This window comes from Streptomyces otsuchiensis, assembly GCF_004305975.1.
Classification (GTDB): Bacteria; Actinomycetota; Actinomycetes; order Streptomycetales; family Streptomycetaceae; genus Streptomyces; species Streptomyces otsuchiensis.
Window position 1 is genome coordinate 1 of sequence record NZ_BHZI01000077.1, and the last position, 21,406, is coordinate 21,406.

General features: G+C 71.6%; 13 protein-coding genes and 2 pseudogenes. 11 read left to right on the top strand and 4 right to left on the bottom strand.

What is annotated here, in order from left to right; genetic code table 11:
• Positions 1-33 precede the first annotated feature (33 nt).
• The 7 genes and pseudogenes from E0D90_RS09765 to E0D90_RS09790 all read left to right on the top strand — a co-directional run bounded on the left by E0D90_RS09765 (position 34) and on the right by E0D90_RS09790 (position 10,145).
• A complete protein-coding gene (locus E0D90_RS09765) occupies positions 34-1,248 on the top strand; it encodes an ATP-grasp domain-containing protein (protein WP_103503889.1) in 1,215 nt (404 codons plus the stop codon).
• Positions 1,245-2,507, top strand: coding sequence for an aspartate aminotransferase family protein (locus E0D90_RS09770; protein WP_130797374.1), 1,263 nt, complete (start codon positions 1,245-1,247; stop codon positions 2,505-2,507). The genes E0D90_RS09765 and E0D90_RS09770 overlap by 4 nt, the downstream gene beginning before the upstream one ends.
• Positions 2,508-2,557: 50 nt before the next feature.
• Positions 2,558-6,427 carry a non-ribosomal peptide synthetase gene (locus E0D90_RS09775; protein WP_130797375.1) on the top strand — a complete coding sequence of 1,290 codons (3,870 nt, stop codon included), beginning with the start codon at positions 2,558-2,560 and terminating at the stop codon, positions 6,425-6,427.
• Between the two features lie 106 nt (positions 6,428-6,533).
• Positions 6,534-7,238 (top strand): 3-oxoacyl-ACP reductase FabG, encoded by a 705-nt coding sequence (gene fabG, locus E0D90_RS09780; RefSeq protein WP_103529690.1) that lies wholly within the window; start codon positions 6,534-6,536, stop codon positions 7,236-7,238.
• A 43-nt stretch (positions 7,239-7,281) separates the two neighbouring features.
• Positions 7,282-7,845 (top strand): annotated as a pseudogene (locus tag E0D90_RS27740) (4'-phosphopantetheinyl transferase family protein); the annotation flags it as partial.
• A gap of 339 nt (positions 7,846-8,184) precedes the next feature.
• On the top strand, positions 8,185-9,036 hold the full coding sequence (gene ddaH / locus E0D90_RS27745; RefSeq protein ID WP_227870108.1) for a dimethylargininase: 852 nt from the start codon (positions 8,185-8,187) through the stop codon (positions 9,034-9,036).
• A 14-nt stretch (positions 9,037-9,050) separates the two neighbouring features.
• A complete protein-coding gene (locus E0D90_RS09790; protein ID WP_130797377.1) occupies positions 9,051-10,145 on the top strand; it encodes a hypothetical protein in 1,095 nt (364 codons plus the stop codon).
• Positions 10,146-10,167: 22 nt separating this feature from the next.
• On the opposite strand, the gene E0D90_RS09795 is transcribed toward E0D90_RS09790, so the two are convergent.
• The 3 genes from E0D90_RS09795 to E0D90_RS09805 all read right to left on the bottom strand — a co-directional run bounded on the left by E0D90_RS09795 (position 10,168) and on the right by E0D90_RS09805 (position 16,949).
• Complete coding sequence (locus tag E0D90_RS09795; protein ID WP_130797378.1) at positions 10,168-10,758, bottom strand: hypothetical protein; 591 nt, start codon at positions 10,756-10,758, stop codon at positions 10,168-10,170.
• The gene (locus E0D90_RS09800) at positions 10,752-15,317 is read right to left on the bottom strand and encodes a DUF6531 domain-containing protein (RefSeq protein ID WP_369008421.1); all 4,566 of its coding nucleotides are present in this window, start codon (positions 15,315-15,317) and stop codon (positions 10,752-10,754) included. The genes E0D90_RS09795 and E0D90_RS09800 overlap by 7 nt, the downstream gene beginning before the upstream one ends.
• Positions 15,318-15,443: 126 nt before the next feature.
• Positions 15,444-16,949 carry an alpha/beta hydrolase gene (locus E0D90_RS09805; RefSeq protein ID WP_130797380.1) on the bottom strand — a complete coding sequence of 502 codons (1,506 nt, stop codon included), beginning with the start codon at positions 16,947-16,949 and terminating at the stop codon, positions 15,444-15,446.
• A 223-nt stretch (positions 16,950-17,172) separates the two neighbouring features.
• Between E0D90_RS09805 and E0D90_RS09810 the strand changes: the two genes are divergently transcribed.
• Both E0D90_RS09810 and E0D90_RS09815 read left to right on the top strand, forming a co-directional pair.
• Entirely contained in the window at positions 17,173-17,937 is a 765-nt protein-coding gene (locus tag E0D90_RS09810; RefSeq protein WP_130797381.1) for a MerR family transcriptional regulator, read from the top strand.
• A gap of 185 nt (positions 17,938-18,122) precedes the next feature.
• Positions 18,123-18,755 carry an HAD family hydrolase gene (locus E0D90_RS09815; protein ID WP_130797382.1) on the top strand — a complete coding sequence of 211 codons (633 nt, stop codon included), beginning with the start codon at positions 18,123-18,125 and terminating at the stop codon, positions 18,753-18,755.
• A gap of 187 nt (positions 18,756-18,942) precedes the next feature.
• Here the strand turns inward: E0D90_RS09815 and E0D90_RS09820 are convergent, their stop codons facing one another.
• Positions 18,943-19,968 carry a MerR family transcriptional regulator gene (locus E0D90_RS09820; RefSeq protein WP_130797383.1) on the bottom strand — a complete coding sequence of 342 codons (1,026 nt, stop codon included), beginning with the start codon at positions 19,966-19,968 and terminating at the stop codon, positions 18,943-18,945.
• Positions 19,969-20,215: 247 nt separating this feature from the next.
• Between E0D90_RS09820 and E0D90_RS09825 the strand changes: the two genes are divergently transcribed.
• A complete protein-coding gene (locus E0D90_RS09825; protein ID WP_130797384.1) occupies positions 20,216-20,803 on the top strand; it encodes a hypothetical protein in 588 nt (195 codons plus the stop codon).
• Between the two features lie 173 nt (positions 20,804-20,976).
• Positions 20,977-21,406: pseudogene (locus tag E0D90_RS09830) on the top strand (tetratricopeptide repeat protein); the annotation flags it as partial.

Below are 21,406 nucleotides of genomic sequence, written 5' to 3' on the forward strand. Positions count from 1 at the left end.
CTCACGCCACGGACCGAAAGCCGAAGTGACACTGTGAACGTACTGCTCCTGGGACATCGGGAGAACTGCACCGACTACCTCGGCTACGCCCGGGAACACGGCATCACCGTCCAGTTCTTCGCCCCTCCGGCGCTCGACCCCGACACCCGGGACAGCTGGAGCGCCGACACCCTGGAGGGCGCCCGCGCCGCGGTCGACCTCGACGCCGTCGAGGACGTCATCTCCTTCCACGACAGCTACCAGATCCAGCTCGACCTCATCCGCGCCGGACTGGGCATGCCCGCCCGTGACATCGACGCCCTGCTGTGCCTGTCCGACAAGACCCGGTTCAAGGCGCACCCGTCCGTCAGCGGACACATCACCCGCCATGTGGTGCTGTCGCCGAAGCTGCGGGCGCCCGCCGCCCTCCAGGAGGTCGAGGAGGCCGGGCTCACCTTCCCGATCGTCCTCAAGCCCTCCAACGGCTTCTACAGCGCGGGCGTCGTCCGGGTCGACGGCCCCGCCGACTTCGCCAAGGCGTTCGTGCAGACCAAACGGGTCTGCACCCTGCTCCGGGAGAGCGCCGGGCAGTCCTCGATGCTCGCGGAGGAGTACCTCGACGGCAACGAGTACGCCGTGGACGGCGTGGTCAGCGCCGGCCGGGTGATCCCGCTCCAGGTCCACCGCAAGCTGCCGCCGCTGGTCGGGCCGCTCTTCCACGAGATCGCCTACCTCACCGAGCCCTTCGACCCGCGGCTGGGCACCGGCTTCCAGCAGCTGCTGGAGAGCGTCGTCCCCGGCGTCGGCCTGGACGACTCGCCCTTCCACGCCGAGTTCCGCTTCGACGCCGAGGGCCGGCTGCGCATCCTGGAACTCGCCCCCCGGCTGTGCGGCGGCGGCACCACCACCTACCAGCAGCTGAGGATCTGCACCGGCATCGACGCCTACGACCTCCTGCACCGGCTCGGCCGCTCCCCGGTCGACCCCCGGCCCGCCCACCACCGGGTGGCCCTGGAGTTCGACGCGCCGATCCCGCGCAGCGGCTTCCTGCGCGACACCGCCGCCGCCGTCGCCGCGTGCGAGAAGAACGACGTCACCACCGTCCACCTGCACAAGCCCGAGGGCGCGTTCGTCCTCGCCCCGCCCCTGAGCTTCGAGACGGTCCTGACCGCCTACTTCGCGCGCGACACCCGCGAAGAGGCCGAGGCGCTGCTCGACGTCCTGCTCACCGAGTGCACCATCCAGACCGAAGCGGAGAAGCAGTCATGAGGACCGAGATCAAGCGTGCGCAGACGGTCATCCCGGCCGGCGCCAGCTCCCCGCTGCGCGCCTGCCGCAACGTCGACACCGACCCGCTGGTCGTCGCCGAGGCCCGCGGCGCCCACCTCTTCGACGTGGACGGCAGCCGCTACGTCGACTTCATGTGCGGCTTCGGCCCGCTGATCCTGGGCCACGCGCCGGAGCCCGTGGCCCGGGCTATCGCCGAACAGGCCGCACGCGGCACGCTGTTCGGCACGTACTGCCGGCAGGAGGTCGAACTCGCGGAGCGGATCACCGCCACCGCCGACCACCTCGACCAGCTGCGCTTCGTCTGCAGCGGCACCGAAGCCGTCATGTCCACCCTGAGGCTGGCCCGCGCCCACACCGGCCGGACCCGCGTCCTGCGGTTCAACGGCGGCTACCACGGCCACTTCGACCTCGTGCAGAACAAGGACGAGGCCCGGATGCGGGACGCCGGCCTGGACCCGGTCGCCATGCGGTCCAACCTCTTCGCCGAGTACAACGACGCCGAGAGCGTCCGCCGGCTCTTCGCCGAGAACCAGGGCGAGATCGCGGCCGTCGTCATCGAGCCCATCGCCTGCAACATGTCCCTGGTCCTGCCCGAGGAGGGCTTCCTCCGGGAGATCCGCGAGATCTGCGACCAGGAGGGCGCCGTCCTCATCTTCGACGAGGTCATCACCGGCTTCCGCCTCACCAACGGCCCCGCCAGCAACCTCCTCGGCGTCGCCCCCGACCTCACCGCCTTCGGGAAGATCATCGGCGGCGGCACCCCGGTGGGGGCGTTCGGCGGCCGGGCCGACATCATGCGGCTCCTCGACGAGGAGCGCGTGCTGCAGGGCGGCACCCTGGCCGGTAACCCGCTGACCATGGCCGCCGGCCTGGCGACCCTCGACGAACTCGCCCGCCCCGGCTTCTACGAGGAACTGGAACGCAAGGGCGCCCTCCTCGAAGCGGCGGTGCTCCGCCACCGGGACGCCGCCGGCCTCGACTTCACCTTCGTCCGGACCGGCTCCGTCTTCGCGTTCATCTTCGTGCCCGACGGCACCCCCCTGCGGCGCAAGGCCGATGTCGCCGCCCAGGAACAGCAGCCGTACACCACCCTCTACCAGGGGATGCGGCGCGCCGGATACCACCTGGCGCCCGACATCGAGGAGCCGATGTACATCAGCGCGGCCACCGAGGACGCGGAACTGGAGGACTTCGCAGCCCGGGCGATCGAGATCCTCGCCGCCGGCCCGCAGGCGTAGGCCCCGCCGTACCCGACCCGACCGGCCACCGCGCCCGCGACAGGACCGCCATGCCCAACGCCGTCAGACAACTCCCCCTACTTCCCGCCCAGGAGGGCGTCCTCTTCGCCGAGCAGACCCACGGCAGCCCGGGGACGCACAACGTGGCGCTCGCCCTCGGACTGGACGGGCCGCTGGACCGCGCGGCGCTCCATGCCGCGCTGGAGACCCTCGGCCGGCGCCACGACGCGCTGCGGGTGAGCATCAGGGAGGAGGACGGCGCCACCGCCCAGTTCGTCGCGGACGCGGTCGAGGCCGGCCTCACCGTCGTGGACCTCGGCCACATCGACGCGGAGTCGCTGCCCCGGACGCTGCACGCCCACTACGGCCGGGCCCAGGACGAGCCGTTCGCGCTCTCCACCGGCCCCCTGTGGCGCACCACGCTGCTGCGGCTCGGCGAGGAGCGCCACGTGCTGCTGCTCGCGGCCCACCACACCGTCGCCGACGGTGCCTCGCTCGACGTGCTCGCGGACGAGTTCGAGCGGCTCTACGACGCGTACGCCACCGGCAAGCCCGACCCACTGGCCCCACCCGCGCTCGGCTACGCCGACTTCATCGAGTCCTGGACCGGGGGCGGTTCCTCGGCCCGGCGGGTGGAACGGGCGGCACAGCACTGGACCTCCGAACTGGCCGGCGCGCCCGCGACCCTGGACCTCCCGCAGTCCAGGCCGGCCGGCGCCACCGGACGCCGGGCCGGCACCGTACGCCACGACCTGCCGCCCGAGGTCACCGCACGGCTGCGCGCGCTGGCCGGCTCCGAGGGCGCGTCACTGTTCTCCGTGCTCGCGGCAGGGGCGTTCGCCCTGTTCACGCGGTACACCGGTGAGCGCGACCTGGTGCTCGGAGTCCCCATGTCCAGCCGGCTCCAGGCCGGTTCCGAGGGCCTGGTCGGACTCACCGTCAACACCATGCCGCTGCGCCTCCAGATCGGTGAGGACGAGGACCCGACCCTCCTCGACCTGCTGCGCCAGGTCCGTGCCAAGACGCTCCAGGGCCTGCGGCACCAGCATCTCTCCTTCAGCCATCTGGTGCGCACCGTCAACCCGCCGCGTGACTTCGGGCGGCAGCCGGTCTTCCAGATCGGCCTCAACCACGGGGTGCTGCCCACCGAGGCGGTCACCGCCGCCGGGCTGCGCGTCGAACGGCTGCCGGTCGCCAACGCCACCGCCGCCTTCGAACTGATGCTCACCTTCGTGGAGAGCGGCGAGGACGCCTGGATCTACCTCGAATACGACGTCGAACGCTTCGAGGCGGCGGCCGTCACCGAGCTGGCCGCACATCTGGCGCTGCTGCTGGCCGGCGCCGCCGAGCGGCCGGAGGACCCGGTCGCGGAGCTGGAGCTGATGGGAGCCGCCGAACGCTCCCGCGTCCTGACCGAGTGGAACGACACCGAGGCGCCCGTCACCGGCGCCGGACTCGCCGAGCTGTTCGCCGCACAGGTCCTGCGACGCGGCGAGAGGCCCGCGGTGGTCTGGCGCGACACCGTCCTCTCCTACCGCGAACTGGACGAGCGGGCCGGCCGGCTGGCCCGCGCCCTGGTGGCGCGCGGCGTCGGAGAGGGCTCCTACGTCGGTATCTCCCTGCCCCGCTCCGACCGGATGCTGACCGCCGTCCTCGCCGTGCTGAAGGCGGGCGGGGCGTACGTCCCCCTCGACCCCGCGTACCCCGGCGAGCGGCTCGCCTTCATGGTGGAGGACTCCCGGCCGGTCCTCGTCCTCACCGACTCCACCGTCGCGGCGGGACTGCCCGCGACGACCACGTGCCTCCGCCTGGACGATCCGGAGCTGGAGGCCGAGCTGGCCGCCGCGCCGGCCGGCCCGTTCCAGGTGCCCGGAGATCCCGGCCGCACCGCCTACGTCATCTACACCTCGGGCTCGACCGGGCGGCCCAAGGGCGTCGTCGTCAGCCACGCCAACGTGGCCAACCTCGCCGCCTGGGCCGCCGAGGCGTTCGGCGACGGCCTGGAGCGCGTACTGGCCTCCACCTCGCTCAACTTCGACGTCTCCGTCTTCGAGCTGTTCGGCCCGCTGCTCTCCGGCGGCAGCGTCGAGATCATCCGCGACCTCCTCGAACTGGGCGAGCGCGGCAGCTGGGAGGGGACGCTGATCAGCGGTGTCCCCTCCGTCCTGGCCCGCCTCGTCACGGACGGCGGGCTGCGGGTGCGCGTCGACTATCTCGTACTGGCCGGCGAGCACCTGGCGCCCCACGTGGCCGAACAGCTCCGGCTCGCCGCCCCCGGCGCCCGGCTGGTAAACGCCTACGGGCCGACCGAGGCCACCGTGTACGCCAGCGCCTCCGGGGTCCGCGAGACGGACGGCGCGCCCTCGGAGGTGCCGCCGATCGGCAGGCCCCTGCGCAACACCCGGCTGTACGTGCTGGACCGGGCCCTGCGGCCGGTACCCGCCGGAGTGCGTGGCGAGCTGTACATCGCCGGCGCCGGGGTGGCCCACGGCTACCTCGGCCGTCCCGAACTCACCGCCGCCCGCTTCGTCACCGACCCCTTCGGGCCCGCCGGCTCCCGCATGTACCGCTCCGGCGACCTCGCCCGCTGGCGGCGCGACGGACAGCTGGAGTTCATCGGCCGGGCCGACGACCAGGTCAAGCTCCGCGGCTTCCGCGTCGAACCGGGCGAGATCGAGGCCGTGCTCGCCCAGCAGCCCCAGGTCGGTCAGACCGCCGTCGTGGTGCGCTCCGACGGCGGCGGCGACCCACGGCTGGTCGGCTACGTCACCCCCGCCCCCGGCGTCACGCCCGACCTGGCCGAACTGCGCGCCGCCGTCGCCCGGCTGCTGCCCGACCACATGGTCCCGGAACTGATGGTGCTGCCCGCCCTGCCGCTCTCTCCCAGCGGCAAGCTCGACCGGGCCAGCCTCCCGCAGCCGCGCTTCGAGGCCGCCGGCGGCGCCCGCGCCCCCGAGACCCCGCAGGAGAAGGCGCTCGCCGCGCTCTTCGCCGAGGCGCTGGGCCTCCCGGCCGTCACCGCCACCGACAGCTTCTTCGACCTCGGCGGGCACTCCCTGCTGGCGGTCGGGCTGATGAAGCGGGTACGGGAGACCCTGGGCGCGCCCGTGACGGTGCGCGACCTCTTCGAGACGCCGACGGTCGCCGCGCTCGCCGGGCGGCTGGACCGGCTCGAACAGAGCCACGACTTCGACGTGATGCTGCCGCTGCGCACGCACGGCGACCGGGCACCGCTGTTCTGCGTCCACCCCGGCTTCGGGCTCAGCTGGGCCTACGCCGCGCTGCTGCGCCACCTCCAGCCCGGCCAGCCGGTCTACGGGCTCCAGGCACGCGGACTGCTCGCCGGGCAGGAACTCCCGGCGAGCTTCGCCGAACTGGCCGACGACTACCTCGCGCAGATCCGGGCCGTACGGCCGCACGGCCCGTACCGCCTCCTCGGCTGGTCCTTCGGCGGGATGGTCGCCCACGAACTCGCCACCCGGCTCCAGACCGAGGGCGAACGGGTCGACCTGGTCGCCCTCCTCGACACGGCGATGCTCGGCGAGGACGAACTGTCCGGGCCCTGGGTCTACGACGCCGGGTACGAACGGCTGGTCATCCACGAGATCGCGGCCGTACGCCAGGTCGTTCCGGACGACCAGCGGCTCATCGAGGTGGTCCGCAACCTGATCCGGATACGCCGCGAGTTCCGGCCGGGCCGCTACGAGGGAGACCTCCTCTTCTTCACCGCCACGGAGGAACCCGGCCGGGACGAACCCATCGTCGACCGCTGGCAGCCCCACGTCGGCGGGCGAATCCGGGACCACCGGATCGACTGCGCCCACCTCGACATGCTCACCGCCCGCCGCGCGGCGACCATCGGAACGCTGCTGGCCACCGAACTCGCCGCCCTGGAAGGGGAACCCGGTGCCCGGAGCTGAGCCCGCTCGCGCGCGGCCCGCCGCACGCCCCGGCATCAACGCCACGCAGACCGACACATCCACCGGCCGCCGCCCCACGCGGCGCCCCCACCCCAGGGACGGGAACATGGCACGCACCGCGCTGGTGCTCGGCGGGAACCGTGGCATCGGGCTCGCCGTCGCCCGGCACCTGGCCGACCGCGGCGACCGGGTCGCCGTCACCTACCGGAGCGGCGAGCCGCCCGAGGGGCTGTTCGCCGTGCGGTGCGACGTCACCGAGCCCGAACAGATCACCGCGGCGTTCGCCGAGGTCCGGGCGGAACTGGGACCGGTGGAGGTACTGGTGGTCAACGCCGGGATCACCCGCGACCGGCCGCTGTTCACCATGACGCAACAGGACTTCGACGACGTCCTCCGCACCAACCTCACCAGCGCCTTCCTCGCCGCCAAGCTCGCCACCCGGGGCATGATGCGGGCGCGCTGGGGACGCATCGTGCTGGTCTCCTCGGCGGTGGCGCTGGCCGGCGCGGTCGGCCAGACCAACTACGCCGCCTCCAAGGCCGGCCTGATCGGCTTCGCCCGCTCGCTCGCCCGCGAGGTGGCGGGCCACGGCATCACCGTGAACACCGTCGCCCCCGGCTACACCGACACCGACATGGTCGCCGCCATGCCGGAGGACCGCCGGACGGCGCTGCTGGCCCAGGTCCCGGTGGGACGGATGGCCGAACCGTCCGAGGTCGCGGCGGCCGTCGGCTACCTCACCGACGAGACCGCCGGATTCGTCACCGGCGCTGTCCTGCCCGTCGACGGCGGCCTGTCGATGGGGCACTGAACCGGCCGCCGGCACCGTGATCCGCACGAGAAGAACCACGAGGATGCTCCAACAGCCCATACCCGCGTCGGCGCCCACACCCGCGTCGCCGCCCGCGCCGGAAGCCGCGCCCGCACGACCGCCGATCGCCGTCGTCCGGCGGACCGTGCACCTGCTGCCGTACGCCCGCACCACGCCGTTCAGCCGCCAGGAACTCGCCCGGGCCGACGCCGTGTCCTCCTCCCGAGCCAGGGAGGACTACCTCGCCGCCCACATCCTCGTCCGGCTGTGCGCCGCCCGGTACCTGGGCGTGCCCGCGAACACCCTGGTGGTACGCCAGGAGTGCCCGCACTGCGCGGCGGACGACCACGGACGGCCCTTCCTGCCGGACCACCCCGGCGTCGGCATCAGCCTCTCCCACACCCGGGGAGCCGTCGCCGCGGCGGCTGGGCAGGGGCCGGTCGGCGTGGACGTCGAGGAGGTCACCGCCGTGCGGTTCGACCCCCGGCTGGCCCGTCGGGTCCTCGGCGACCGGGAACTGTCGACGGTCCTGGGGTCGGCCGACCCCAGGCGTGCCTTCCTGCGGCACTGGGTGCGCAAGGAATGCCTGGTCAAGGTCGGGTCCACCGCCCTCGGAGGGCTGCGCGAGAGCGATGTGGGCCCACTGGGGACGGGGGCAGGGCCGGGGACGGGGCCGGCGGCCGGCCCGGACGTCGGCGGCTCCGCGGGCGGCTGGCGCTTCCGTGACTGGGCCGACCCGGCCGGAACCCTCCTGGCCGCCGTCGTCGCACGAACACCCCCGACGTTCACCGAGCTCTCCGCCCGCGCGCCGGGCCCGGCCACCGTCACCGGAACCGCCCCGGTCCCCGCCACCGGAACCGCCACCGGAACCGCCACCCGCACGGTCACGGTCACGACGTCACCACGTCGACAACCCCCGCCCACCCGCACCCGGGAAGAAGGACACATGCCCGATCACCCGCGTCCCGCCGACACCCCGGCACGCCCAGCGGCGCGAACGGCCACCCCGCGCCGCTTCCTGATGTGCCGGCCCGAGCACTTCGGCGTCTCCTACTCGATCAACCCCTGGATGCGCCCGGAGAAGCCGGTCGACACCTCGCTCGCGGTGAGCCAGTGGGAGGGACTGCGCGGCCTCTACCGGGACCTGGGCCACACGGTGGTGGAGATCGATCCGCTCCCCGGACTGCCCGACATGGTCTTCGCGGCGAACGGCGCCACCGTGGTGGACGGGCGGGTGCTCGGCGCCCGCTTCCGGCACGCGGAGCGGACCGCCGAGGGCCCGGCGTACCTGGAGTGGTTCCGGAGCCAGGGGTACCGGGAACTGCACTGGCCCGAGTTCATCAACGAGGGTGAGGGGGACATCCTCACCGTCGGCAGACGGCTGCTGGCCGGGACCGGCTTCCGGACCGACCCGCTCTCGCACCACGAGGCGCAGGAGTTCTTCGGCCTGCCGGTGACCACGCTGCGGCTGGTGGACCCGGACTACTACCACCTGGACACCGCCATCGCCGTGCTGTCGGACACCGAGGTGATGTACTACCCGGCCGCGTTCTCCGAGGGCAGCCGGTCGGTACTCCGTGAGCTGTTCCCCGACGCGATCCTGGCGTCCGACGAGGACGCCGCGGTGTTCGGTCTCAACGCCCTCTCCGACGGCCGCCACGTCCTGCTGCCCGAGGCGGCGGTCGGGCTCGCCCAACAACTGAGGGCACGCGGCTTCGAACCCGTCGGCGTGGACCTCACCGAGCTTCTCAAGGCAGGCGGCAGCGTGAAGTGCTGCACGCTCGAACTGCGCGACTGACCACGGGGGAGAGAATGAACGACACGGACGACGGGGGCGCCATGAGCACCGGGAAGACCACACCGCCGGCGGAGACCACCGAGCAGGCGACGGGCGAGTCGCACAGCGAGGTCGTCGAGCAGTACGAGGAGACGGCCGTCAACTGCCTGACGGGCGGCTACGCCGCCCTGACCGGGGTGCTGGGGCGCCCGGTGGCCGAGCAGACGGTCTTCGAGCGCGGCGACGGCTACCTGTTCCAGGCGGGCCTGGACGAGGCGGGCTACCCGGAGTACATCTTCCCGGTCGAGGCCGCCGGGGCGCTCGGCATGGCGCGCTCGGGCTTCACCGTCCACCCCGAACCCATCGACGCCGACCGTGCCGGGCCCCAACTGGAGGAGCTGCTGCGGCGGTTCAAGGCCGTCGTGGTCTGGGTCAACACGGCCCACCTGCGCTACGCCGACATCTACACCTCGAACCCCGCGTACCTCCACGCGGTCCTGATCGAGGGGATCGCCGACGACCACCGGCACGTGGAGATCCTGGACACCCTGGTCGTCGGCCCCAAGCCGTTCAGCTGCCGCGCGCGGCTGACCGCCCAGGACTTCCTCGGCGCGGTCACCGACCGCATCAGGACCGAGTCCCACGACGGCATGGGCTTCTTCTACGCCGTCACCGACGACCTCGCCGGAGCCGACGGCTCGGACGGCTCCGTCCCGGCGGCCGAGGACGCGGCCGGCGCCGAACTGCGCGGAGCCCTCGCCCGGCAGGCCGAGCGCTACTTCGCCGAGGAGCGCTTCCACACCGCGATCCGCCGCTACGAGGAGCTCTGCGCCCAGTGCTTCGCCGACACCCCGGAGCGTTCCGCCGTCGGCGCCCGCCGCCTCTTCCACCACAGCTCGGTGCTGTACGCCGTGCCCAGCCTGACCCTCATGGGACGCTCACTGGCCGACGCCGGAGCCGGAGAGGAGTGCTTCGCCCTCCACGACGACCTCCTCCGGCACTGGCGCGCGATGGGCGTACTCGCCCTGCGCTACGAGGCGACCCGCGCACCGTCCGTCCTGGATCGCATCCACCAGCGCTTCGACCAGATCGACCAGGCCACCGCCCAGCTGTGGAAGTCCCTCGCCTGACCGCGAGCCGAATCCACGGCGGTCAGCCCCCGTCGACCAGGGGCCGCAACCGCTCACCACGGCTGCGGCCCTCCCGCCGGGCGACGACACGCATCGCCCCCGCCACGCCGGCCCAGCCCTCAGTGGGCGGCCCGGCCTCCAGCCTCCCGATCGCGGCAAGCTGGGAGGCCACCTCCGCATGCCACGTGGCCTCGGACGAGTCCTGGAACTGCTCGTCGAGAGCATCCGCGTACTCCGACATCAACAGCGACAGGTCGGTGACATCGATGCTCTCGCCGCGGTCGCCCGGCGACATGGCCGCCCTGAGGCACAACGCCGCGTAGTGCGGGTGGAAGAGGGGGCCGCTCGGCTGCTCCTCCACGGTGAGTTCCGGGAGCGCCTCGACGCGTTCGCGCATCTCCGCCCGATCGCGCTCAGCCATCGGCAGGTCCGACCAGATCCGTTCCAGGCAGCCGACCACGAACGCGGTGTCCTGCTCGCGACCGGTCTGCCGGGACCACACGAGAAGCCCCGTGGCCCACACGCGTTCGACACATGTCGCGGCGAACAACTGCAACGCCGCCTCGGGCGAGTGAGCCCGGAACCGGACGACAGCGTCCTCAAGATCTACCATTCGAACGTCCTGATCTTCGTGCCGGATTCCCGCGGGTACACGTTACCGCTCACCCGCCCCCCGGCCGCGTTGATGAGTACCTTGCAGGGATCGAGACAGACGCTTCGGGACGCGCCCCCGGCCACCGGGGTCCAGCCGTTCGAGATGATCTCGACCAGCGCGTTCTGCTCCGCGTGGAGGCCGGCGATGTTGGTGGCCGCCACCTCCGGTGGGCGGCCGTTGGAGTTGAGCGCGTTCTTCTGCGCCCTCGCGAGGCCCGCCCCGCTGCCCGCGACCACGTCGACCTCGCCCATCGGCGTCCGTGCTCGAATGACGGCAGTCGTCGTGTAGCCCTGTGACCCCTTCGAGCGCAGGCCGTGCAGCTGCACGGCCCGCTTCATCAGGTTCTCCGCGACACACGCGAGGCCGAGCGGGTCGGCCTCGGTGAGAGGGTCGAACACAAAGCCGTACGGACGATCCGACCCCATGAGCCCCAGCGGGTCCGGGCTGAGGTAGCTGGTGGTGACCGGGTCGTAGTAGCGGAAGACGTTGTAGTGAAGACCCGATTCCCCGTCGTCGAACTGACCGAGAAGCGCGATCGGGCACACCATCGACCGTGCTGACTCCCGCCGCTCGCCCCAGAGATGACGGTCGGGATGGTGGTCGCGTCGACCGTCCTCGTCGAGCAGTTCGACCGGGGCCCCGGCGAGGTCGGTGACGATGGAGAAGAACTCGTCATCGAGCACATCACGCGGAGAGCCAGCGGGGGTCCGCCATGAGTTCTGAGTCAGGGGGAACGCTTCGATGTCGGAGTGTGTCCATGCGGTCACCTCCTCGGCGCCAAGGGTGCCGCCACGGCTGCGCCGTTCGATGAGTCGGGTGCCGTCCCAGGTGTAGCGCTCCCCGCATGATGTGCCGTCGGGGCTCTCCCACTCCTTGCCGATGCGTCGCCCCATGGGGTCGTAGCTGTATCGCCACCGCGTGCCTTCGACGTTTTCGAAGGACGTCAGCCGGTCGTGGTCGTCCCACGTGAACCTGCAAGCCCGGCTCTTCCCGGAGAGCGTCCTGGCGCGCCGGGTGATGAGGCGTCCCCGCTCGTCGTACTCGTAGAAGTGACCGCTCGATGCGACCGGCCGGCCGTGCTGGCGCTTGACGTGGCGGGTTTCCACGCCATCGGGGGAGGTGGCCCGACGGAATGCGAGGTCTCCCGCGCCGTCGTAGGTGAAGAACTCGCCTTGTTCCCCCGGGCCCCGCACGGTGGTTGGACGCCCCGCGTCGTCGTAGGTGTAGGCGACGGTAGTCGCGTCGCGACGGTGTGACTCAAGCCGGCCGGCCGGGTCGTACACGTAGGACGAGGAGGAGCTCGCCAGGCCGTCGCCTCGGACTTCGCAGCCGGTCACCCGGCCCAGCGTGTCGCGGGTGGTGACGACTTCCCGGCCGCCGGGAACACGCCTCGCGGTCTCCATGCCGTCCACGTCGTGCCGGAACTGCAGTAGCCGGCCGTTCACTCGCATTGACCGGACACGGTCGTGAGCCCAGTCCCACTCGACGACGGAGCCGGCCGCCGTCGTGCGGACTGTGCCGTGGCCATCGGGGCTGTACCGGCGTTCGAGACGGTAGCCGTTGGTGACCTCGGCAGTCACCCGTCCGCAGGCATCGTGCTCCAGGAGGACCCTCGCGGCCGGGTTCTCGGCGGAGAGCAACAGGCCTGCGGCCGAGTAGGCGAAGTGTTCTCTCTGGCCGTCGGTCGTCAGCGTGTCGGTGACACGGCCACGCAGGTCGTGGAAGTACTCGATCGACCCGCCGTCCGCGAACACCCGGCGTATCAGAGTTCCTGCCGCGTCGTACTCGTACCGCGTCTCGCGGCCGGTGAAGTCGTTCTCCGACGCGAGGTTTCCGGCGGCGTCGTAGTGGTACTCCCAACGCTGCCCCACCGGGTTGGTGACCGCGCTCAGCCGGAGCTCCGTGTCGTACTCCCGCCGCCAGCGTCCGCCGTCGGGGGTCACGGTGGCAGTAAGGGTGGCGAAGGCACCCGTCTCGTGCAGCCGCTGACGCCCGTCGGGGCCCGACTCCCGGACGAGGTTCCCCTCCGCGTCATACGCGTAGTGACTGACGGCGTCTCCTGCCCGTTCCGTCAGGAGATTTCCCGAGGCGTCCCAACGGAATGTGGTCTGCGCGCCGGAAGGGGCCGTGACAGAGGCGAGGTTGCCGAACCTGTCGTAGGACATGCGCGTGATCGACCCGTCGGAGTCGGTGACGCCCGTGACCAACCCCGCTGCCCCGTACTCGTAGTGTGTTGTTTCACCGGAAGGCCGCTCCAGGGATCTGAGATTCCCGCCTGCGTCGTAGGAGTATCTGCTGCGCGCGCCGTCCGGCTCATGGCGTTCGAGAAGGTTGCCGACCGCGTCGAATCGCCTCTGCCACGTGGCGCCGTCCTCGTCGACCAGAGTGGTCCATTGGCCTGAGGTATCGAACTCGCCGGTGGTCATGGATCCGTCGGGGTGGACGATGCGCGTCAGGTTTCCGGACTCGTCGTAGGAGTAGCTGGTCGTGCGCCCCAAGGGGTCGGTGACCGTCAAGGGGTTGTCGTAGCGATCCCAGGTGCGTCGTGTCGTATTGCCGCGGGCGTCTGTCACGGAGATGAGTTGGTAGGCGTCGTTGAAGACGTAGACGGTGCGGCCACCGGTCGAGTCGGTGAATACCGTCCGAGACCCCCGCTCCTCGTACTGAACACCACCGCTCAGGAACCCGCCGTCTCCCCGCGTCGCCGTGCAGCGGTCCTCGTCGTCGTATGTATAGCTGTAGCCGTTCCCGCTGCGGTCCTGCCAACGTGTCAGGCGGCGGCGGTCGTCGTACCCGAAGACAAGCGGGACTCCTGTGTGGTCGGCCACTTCTGTGAGGTCGCCGCGTCGGTCGTACTCGTAGCGCACGAGGTCCTCGACACCCTCCTCGCTCACCAAGCTCAACCGCGTGATGCGACCGTGGCGAGTGCCGACATCGACTCGGTAGCACTCGCCGTAGGCGAGTGTTCTGGGCAGGCCTCCCTCGTACTCGACGTGCCAACCGTTGCCGGCCGCGTCCGCCACTCGCGTCAGGGAGAGAACGTTGCCCGGTGTGCCTGGGACGGGCTCGAACCGCAGCATCCGGTTCAGGCTCCGCTGGTGCACGACCATGGCACCGCCCGGCCCGCCGTGCCAGGTGAGGCCCCACCGGGGCCCCTCGACCGGCATGACCGGTGCCGACGCGTCGTTCAGCGGAACGGGGTAGTGCAGGATCATTCCGTCATCAGTCAGGAACCTCGCACCGGACTCGTCCAGCACGAGACGCTGGTCAAGGGGGCACATCCAGGCGCTGCCGAACAACCGCCCAGTGAGCACCGAGGTCCGGTGGTAGCGGCCGACTACGAGCGGAACGGCCGCACGCAACGTCACGTCTCTGGACGACATGATCACCTGACCGGTGGCCATGTCCACGGGGTCGGACCGGCAGAAGAGGGTGGCGCCTTCACGTCCGTTCTTCCGGGCGGCTCGCCCCGCCCCTCGGACGCCCTGCTGGATGCTCTTCAGCCCGGTGCGAGCACCGGCCACCAGGCCGGCCGCGGTCGTGAGGCCCTTGAAGCCGGGGATGCAGTCGAGCATCGCGAACCCGACATCCCACAACGAGGCGTTGCCGTTGGCGTAGTCGATGAGTGTGTCGGCGAGGACGATGAGGGCGGCGGCGAGGACGACCCAGGCGAGCGGGCCGCCGATGATCATGACGACGATGCCGAGGACGGCGACGACGACTTTGGCGATGGCGACGATGGTGTCCCAGTTGTCGACCACCCAGTCGACGGCCTTCTGCCACCACTTCTTGTTCTGGATGCCCGCTTCCGAGGCTTCTTCCAACGACGCGGCGCAGATCTCGGCGGCGCTCTCGCGTGCTTCCTTCGCCTGCCCGGCCAGGGCCTTCGCGGCGGTGAGGGCGGACTCGGCCGAGACGACCGCGGCCTCGGCTCCCTCATGCGCGCTGCTCGCGGTGCGCAGCGCTTCGCGGACACCGCCTCGGACCTCGTCCTCGTCCGGGTCCTCCGCCGCCTCCTCGGCATCCTCCAGCTCAGAGACGGCCGTCTCCAACGCTGATCGTGCGGTGGCGAGTTCGCTCGCGGCGGACTCGCCGTCGGTCAGGGCGCGGTCGGCGTCGCGCTGTGCGTCCTCCAGCTTCGGCCAGTACGTCGCCAACGCCGCGGCGGCGAGGTCGTAGGAGGTGTGGAGCTTGGTCAGGTTCGGCGGGACCTTCTCGAACCGTTCCTTGAACGCGTCCGCCGTCAACCCGACGAAGGTGGCCAGGGAGTCGGACTCGACCATCCCCCGGATCGTCGACAACGCCTCCGCCGCATCATCCGCGAAGGTCTCCAGACGCTCCGCCAACCGCTTGATCCGCTCCGGATCACCCGGCGTCGGATCCGACGACAACCCCAAAACCGACCAGTCAGACGAACGCCCCACGACCGACAACCCCCCAGTGTGCTCGGCGCATCCAACGTACTGAACTGGTGTGCTGTCAGCAATGCCCCGACTTGAGGTCACCGAGGGGCGCACCGGTCAGTGTTCGGCACGGAGATGGTCAGTCTTGGCTCAGCCTCGGGCCGCTCGTGCCCCCGCGTGGGCGGGGCGGGCGGCTCCGTGAGCCGTCCGCCCCAACCCGACGGGTGCGTGGGACGTGGGTCAGTCAGCGGGGCAGAGGACGTCGTCGGCGGGCATCTCGCCGTCGACGAGGTAGCGCGTGGTCGTGTTCAGGGCGCAGGAGTTGCCGCCGAGGACGTACACGCCGTGACCGCTGTCGTCCACGCTGAGCAGCCGGGACCGGTCCTCGAACTTCTCACGGAGCAGCTCCGCGCCCAGGTGCGGCGTCGCGGGGTCGAGCTTGTTCTGCACCAGCAGCACGTTCTGCGGTCCGTCGTCGTTGACGGCCACCGGGGGCTCGGTGGGCTCGTACGCCCAGAACGCGCAGGGCGTGATGTTGGCGGCGGCGGCACCGAACAGCGGGTAGGTCTCGCGGTCCTCGGCGACAGCCTGCCGGTAGTCGTCCACCTCGGTGGACCACTTGACGTCGTTGCAGGTGACAGCGGCGAAGACGGAGATCGGGTTGTCGATCGAGGGCCCCTCCTGCGTCGGGGTGATCTCCTCCGACAGCAGCCGGGCGGCCTCCTCGTCCCCGGTGGCCAGGGCCTGCCACTGCTGGGCGAGCTTGGGGTACTGCGACGGCTTGTACAGCATGGCGAAGGTGATGTGACGCAGCGTGACTCCGTCGAAGCCGGCCACCGGCTCCTCGTCAAGGCTCTCGGCGAGGACGAAGTAGGTCTCGCGGACCTCCTCCGGCGTGCTCCCGAGCCGGTAGCTGTCGTGCCGGGCGGCGGCCCAGTTCGCGAAGTGGGGGAAGGTCTCCTCCAGTCCGTGCGCGAAGCGGCGCATGCCGTCACGGTCGAGGTGGGTGTCACCGATGTTGCTGTCGAGCACGATCCGGTCGGAACGCTCGGGGAACATCGACGCGTACGCGGCGCCGAGCGCCGAGCCGTAGGAGTACCCGAGGTAGCTGGTCTTCTCCTCGCCCAGCGCCGCGCGGATGGTGTCGAGGTCGCGAGCCATGTTCGCCGTCGTCAGGTGGGCCAGCAGCCCGTCGCTGTCGTTGCGCTCGCAGTCCTCGGCGGCCTGCCGCACGACCTCGGCGTGGGCGAGGACGGCCGCGTCGTCAGCCGCGTACGGAGGGACGTTCGAGTAGTAGTCGCCTTCCAGGGTGAACCCGCAGCCGACCGGGGCCGAGTGGCCGACACCACGGGTGTCCATCCCGATCAGGTCGAAGGTGTCCAGGACGCTGGCGGGTATGCCCTGGTTGACCAGCAGCGCGGGCAGTGCCAGTCCGGAACCGCCGGGCCCGCCGGGGTTGAGCATGAGCGTCCCGCGACGCTGGTCGGGGCTGGCGCTCGCCACCCGGGATATCAGCAGATCGATCTGCTCGCCGTCGGGGTCGGAGTAGTCGACCGGCACGGGCACCGTGGCGCATTCCAGGTCGACCGGGGCCGCCTCGGCCAGCACGTCGTCTGGGCAGGCGCTCCACCGCACCTCCGGGCCGTCCGGCTCCTCCGCGACGGCGTGCGCGGTGGCCAGCGGAACGGTCAGGCCGACGACGGCCAGGAGGGCGGACGTCCGGACGATGCTGCGGCTTCGTTTCATGTGGGGTCTCCAGAGCCGGTCTCGCGGTCGGGGTCGCCGACCATCGCACTCCATGCCCCAGGGGCATGGTCAACACCCTCGGGCGGACCGCGCGGAACGATCCGCGCACACCTGCTGGTTGACCGTGCCCCGGGGACACAGTCTTGAATGAGGTGCCGACCGCGACCGGCGGCGCGACCGCGGCGGTCGGGTACGGAGCGGCAACGCGGGAAAGGGCGACCCGGTGGCGTGGAGCACCAGTCAGCTGGCCGAACTGGCCGGGACGACGCTGAAGACCGTCCGGCACTACCACCAGGTCGGCCTGCTGGAGGAGCCGGAACGAGCGGGCAACGGCTACAAGCAGTACGGCGCCAGGCACCTCGTCCGCCTGCTCCGCATCCGCAGGCTCGTCGACCTCGGTCTGGCCCTGTCGGACATTCCGTCGGCGGAGGCGGGGGACGAGGAGGTGGAGCGGCTGCTGCGGAGCCTGGACGCGGAACTGGCGGCGAGCATCGACCGTCAGCAGCGGATGCGGCGGGAGCTCGCGGCGATCCTCGACGACCGTGCCTCCGTCGATCTGCCGGCGGACCTCCCGGCGTCCGTCAAGGACCTGCCGGAATCCGACCGGTCGTTCCTGGTCGCGTTTTCCAGTTTCCTCACTCCCTCGGCGATGTCCGCGGTCAGGGAGCAGCTCTCGGCACCGCGCAGCGACGCCGCCGCGCGGTTCGAGGCCCTGTCCGCGGACGCGCCCGAGGAGTCGCGGCGCGACATCGCGGAGCGGATGGCTCCCGAAGTCCGCAGGCAGAAACAGGACCATCCGCTGCTGCACGACCTGAGTTCGTACTCCCGGCGGGAGGAGGCCGTCGCCCGGTCAGTCATCGTGCACGCGTTGGTCGAGTTCTACAACGAGGCCCACATCGACGTCCTGCGACGCGTGAACGCACTGCTCTCGGACGAGGACGCCGCCGCCGCCGACACCGCCGCCACCGTCCCCGGCGACGACACCTGACGACGCGGCTCCGGGGCGCGACGTCGGGAAGCGGGCGCCAGGAAGGGGCCTTTGTGACCAATCGCCTGTGCCACGCGTCGGACAGCGGCCATACTCGTCGGGCGGCTCCCTTGTGAGGCACGCAGCGGTCCCGCCACCTCGCGGCGACGCGCAGACATCGCAGCAGCTGGGCCAAGGAGGTCGCTTTGCCAACCCCCTACCGTGGCCTGATCCTCGACTTCGGTGGTGTGCTCACCACGCGTATGAGAGCGAACGGTGAGGCCTTCGAGCGGTCGGAAGGGCTGACACCCGGGGCGTACTTCGCGGCCCTGGGCGAGCATCCCGACGGTGTCGCGACCTACGCCGCGCTTGAGGTGGGGAAGGCGACTCAGGAAGACTGGAACAGGGTCATCGGCCGCATTCTGGGCATTGACCCGACCGACCTGATGCGTCGAGCCCTCGCCAATCTCCACCCCGAGCCGCGGATCGTCGCCGCGGCGAACCGTGCTCGCGCGGCGGGCATCAAGGTGGCGATGCTCAGCAACTCGTTCGGAATCGAGCCCTACAACCCGTACGAGGACAAGGGGCTGTGGACGGACTGCTTCGACGCGGTGATCCTCTCGGAACTGGAGGGAGTGCGGAAACCCTCCCCACGGATCTACCAGCGGACACTGGAAGCCCTGGAGTTGACCGGCCCGGAGTGTGTGTTCGTGGACGACCGAGCGGAGAACCTGCCGCCCGCCGAGGCCTTGGGTATCCGCACGGTGCACCACACGACCGATCCCACTGGCACCGCCGCGATCCTTGACTCCCTCCTCCCCGACCCGGCCCCCGCCTGACCGAGCGAAGCGGTCCGCGTCACCGGGACCTCCGCCACCCGGGCGCGAGCCGGCCCGCCCCCGCGTCCCGGAAAGCCTCGCCCGCCGGAGCCACGCCACACGGTCGCGCACGCGGCAGCCCGACCGAACTCCCCGGGTGCCGGCGCCTGCTTCCGGGCAGCCCGTTCAGTGGCCCAGGCACAGGTGCTCACTCCGCCGGCGTGGTGGCGGCCGGGTTGAGGACGGCGGCGAGCCAGGTGTACGCGGCGGCGTAGGCGGCGAGTTCGGCGTGGTTGGCCGCCATGGTCCCGTCGACGACCTGCACGAGCCGCTGGTAGCGCTCGTGCGGGTCGGTCGGTGGGGGCCCGTGGGCCTCGCGTTCCAGGTCGGCGAGGACCTGGGGCTCGATGAGCAACATGCCGGCCGCCGTCTCCCGGCGGGTCCTCGCGTCGTCGAAGGAGGCGCCGAACATCTCGCCCAGCCAGCGCAGATACCGTTCGCCCAGCTCCTGCGCGCGCGGGGAGTCCGGGGCCACGCCGGCCCGGTGCGCCGCGACGGCGTCCTTCAGCAGCGGCGCGGCGCGCTCGTAGGAGTCGAGTGCGGAGGGGGATACCAGCAGCTGCCCGGCGCCGTCGGTGAAATGCTCGTTGAGGTCGGCGCGCACCACGCGCCGCACCTCCGGATCGCTGACCAGCGCGGCCAACTCGATCCACGCGTCGAGCTGTTCGGGAGTGGGGTCCTCCGGGAGTCGGGGAGGTGCCGAGTTGAGTTCGGCGACGAACCGCGGGTTCTCGCCCAGCCCTTCGCTGACGTCGGCCCAGAACTCCTGGATCAGCCGCTCCCGTTCCTCGTCGGACAGCGACACCAGCCGGTGCAGCAGAGCCGCCTGCTCGGTGCTACCGCCCTGCCGGACGATCGCTCGCAGCACCGCCCGGCGTGCGCGCAGCCGGGCCGCCTCCCGGTCCACGACGGCCAGGTGCGCGGTGGCGAGTTCGTGCAGTGTCGTCTGTCCGTCGAGCAGCCGCCGGATGTCGGGCAGGCCGGTGTCCAGTTCGCGCAGCGTACGCACGAGTTCCAGTCGTGCGATGGCCTCGACGTCGTAGAGCCGGTAGCCGGCGGTGGTGTGCGCGGAGGGCTGGACCACTCCGGCGTCGGCGTAGAAGCGGATGGCGCTGACGCTGAGGCCGGTACGGCGCGCCACGTCTCCGATCGGGTACATCGTCTCGTCGTCCACGCTGCCACTGTGCGGTCTCGACCCGCTTGAGACTCAACTCCGCGTGGCGATCCACCGTGCCGGTACCTCGTGCCACCTCCGGCGTTCGGGGAGTCCGGTGGCCGGGCCCGCGCGACCGATCTGCTACCCCACAGCCCCGGCCGGGGCGCTAGCCTTCCCTCTCGGAGCACTCCCGCCATGACGGCCGGCCCCACGGGTGAGGGGCGGCCGGTTCCACGGGCGGGGCAACAGCGTTGGGGTGGGGACCATGGACATCGATGTCAGCAGTGTGCCGGGCTACCTGTACTGGTGGACCCTTGCCAGGGCGAGGGCCGCGGCAGGCGCCGCCACGGGGGTGGTCGACAAGGCCGTCGAGATCGCGGCCGGACGTCTCAGCGTCGTCGTGCGGGAGCGGCTGGGCGGCGACAGCGCCCTCGCGGGCCTCGACGAAGAAGCCACCGACGCGTCCGTCGCGTCCGCCGGGCCCGGGACCACCGAAGAGGAAGCGCTGACCGAGGACACCCGCGCCGCCCTCGTCTACGCCCTCAAGCGCGCGGTGAGGAACGATCCCGACTTCGCCGCCCAGCTCGCCGACGCGATCACCGCCGTCGAGAACGCCGACGCCGATCGCACGGTGCCCGGCGGAGTCAGCTCCACCGGCGGGGGAACCACCGCGGGCGGCGACGTCACCGTCACCGCGAGCGGGGCCGGGTCGGCGGCCGTCGGCGGCAACGCCGGCGATATCAACCTCGCACCCGCCCCCGCCCTCGCACCGGCGCAGACGCCGGAAACAGGCGGCACCTCGACTGCCGGGCAGGCCCCGGACCCTCGCACGCCGGGCCTGCGCCAGAGCTGACGCGGATCCCGGCAGCCACACCCCCCACCCACAGCTCACCTCCCGGCGCGTCCGTCATCGCGGCGGGGCCCGGCTCCGTCGCCGCCGGAACAGCGCGGGACGTCTACTCCCACAGCCCCGTCACCCACCACCACTACGCCCCCGGCGCGGAACTGCCCGTCCAGTGGCCGGTGATGGTCGGGCAGCCACCACCTCAGGTATCCGCGCTGCAACCCCGGGAAGCGGTCCGGGAGAAGATCGACCACGCCCGCCGTGCTCACGGCGGCGGGGGCGGTGGCGGGGCGGTGCTCACCCAGGTTCTCGCCGGAGGCGGCGGGTACGGGAAGAGCCAGCTCGCCGCCTCCTACGCCCGCGACGCCGTCGCTGAGGGCACACAGCTCGTGGTGTGGACACCGGCGACGGAAGAGCAGGCCGTCGTCACCACCTACGCCCGGGCCGCCACCGCCGTGCGGGCCCCGGGCGCGACCGGGGACGACCCGGTGGCCGACGCGCAGGCGTTCCTCTCGTGGCTCGCCACGACCGACCGCAGTTGGCTGGTCGTTCTCGACAACGTCACCGATCCCGGCGCGGTGCAGAAGTGGTGGCCCCAGGGGCGGGCCGGGT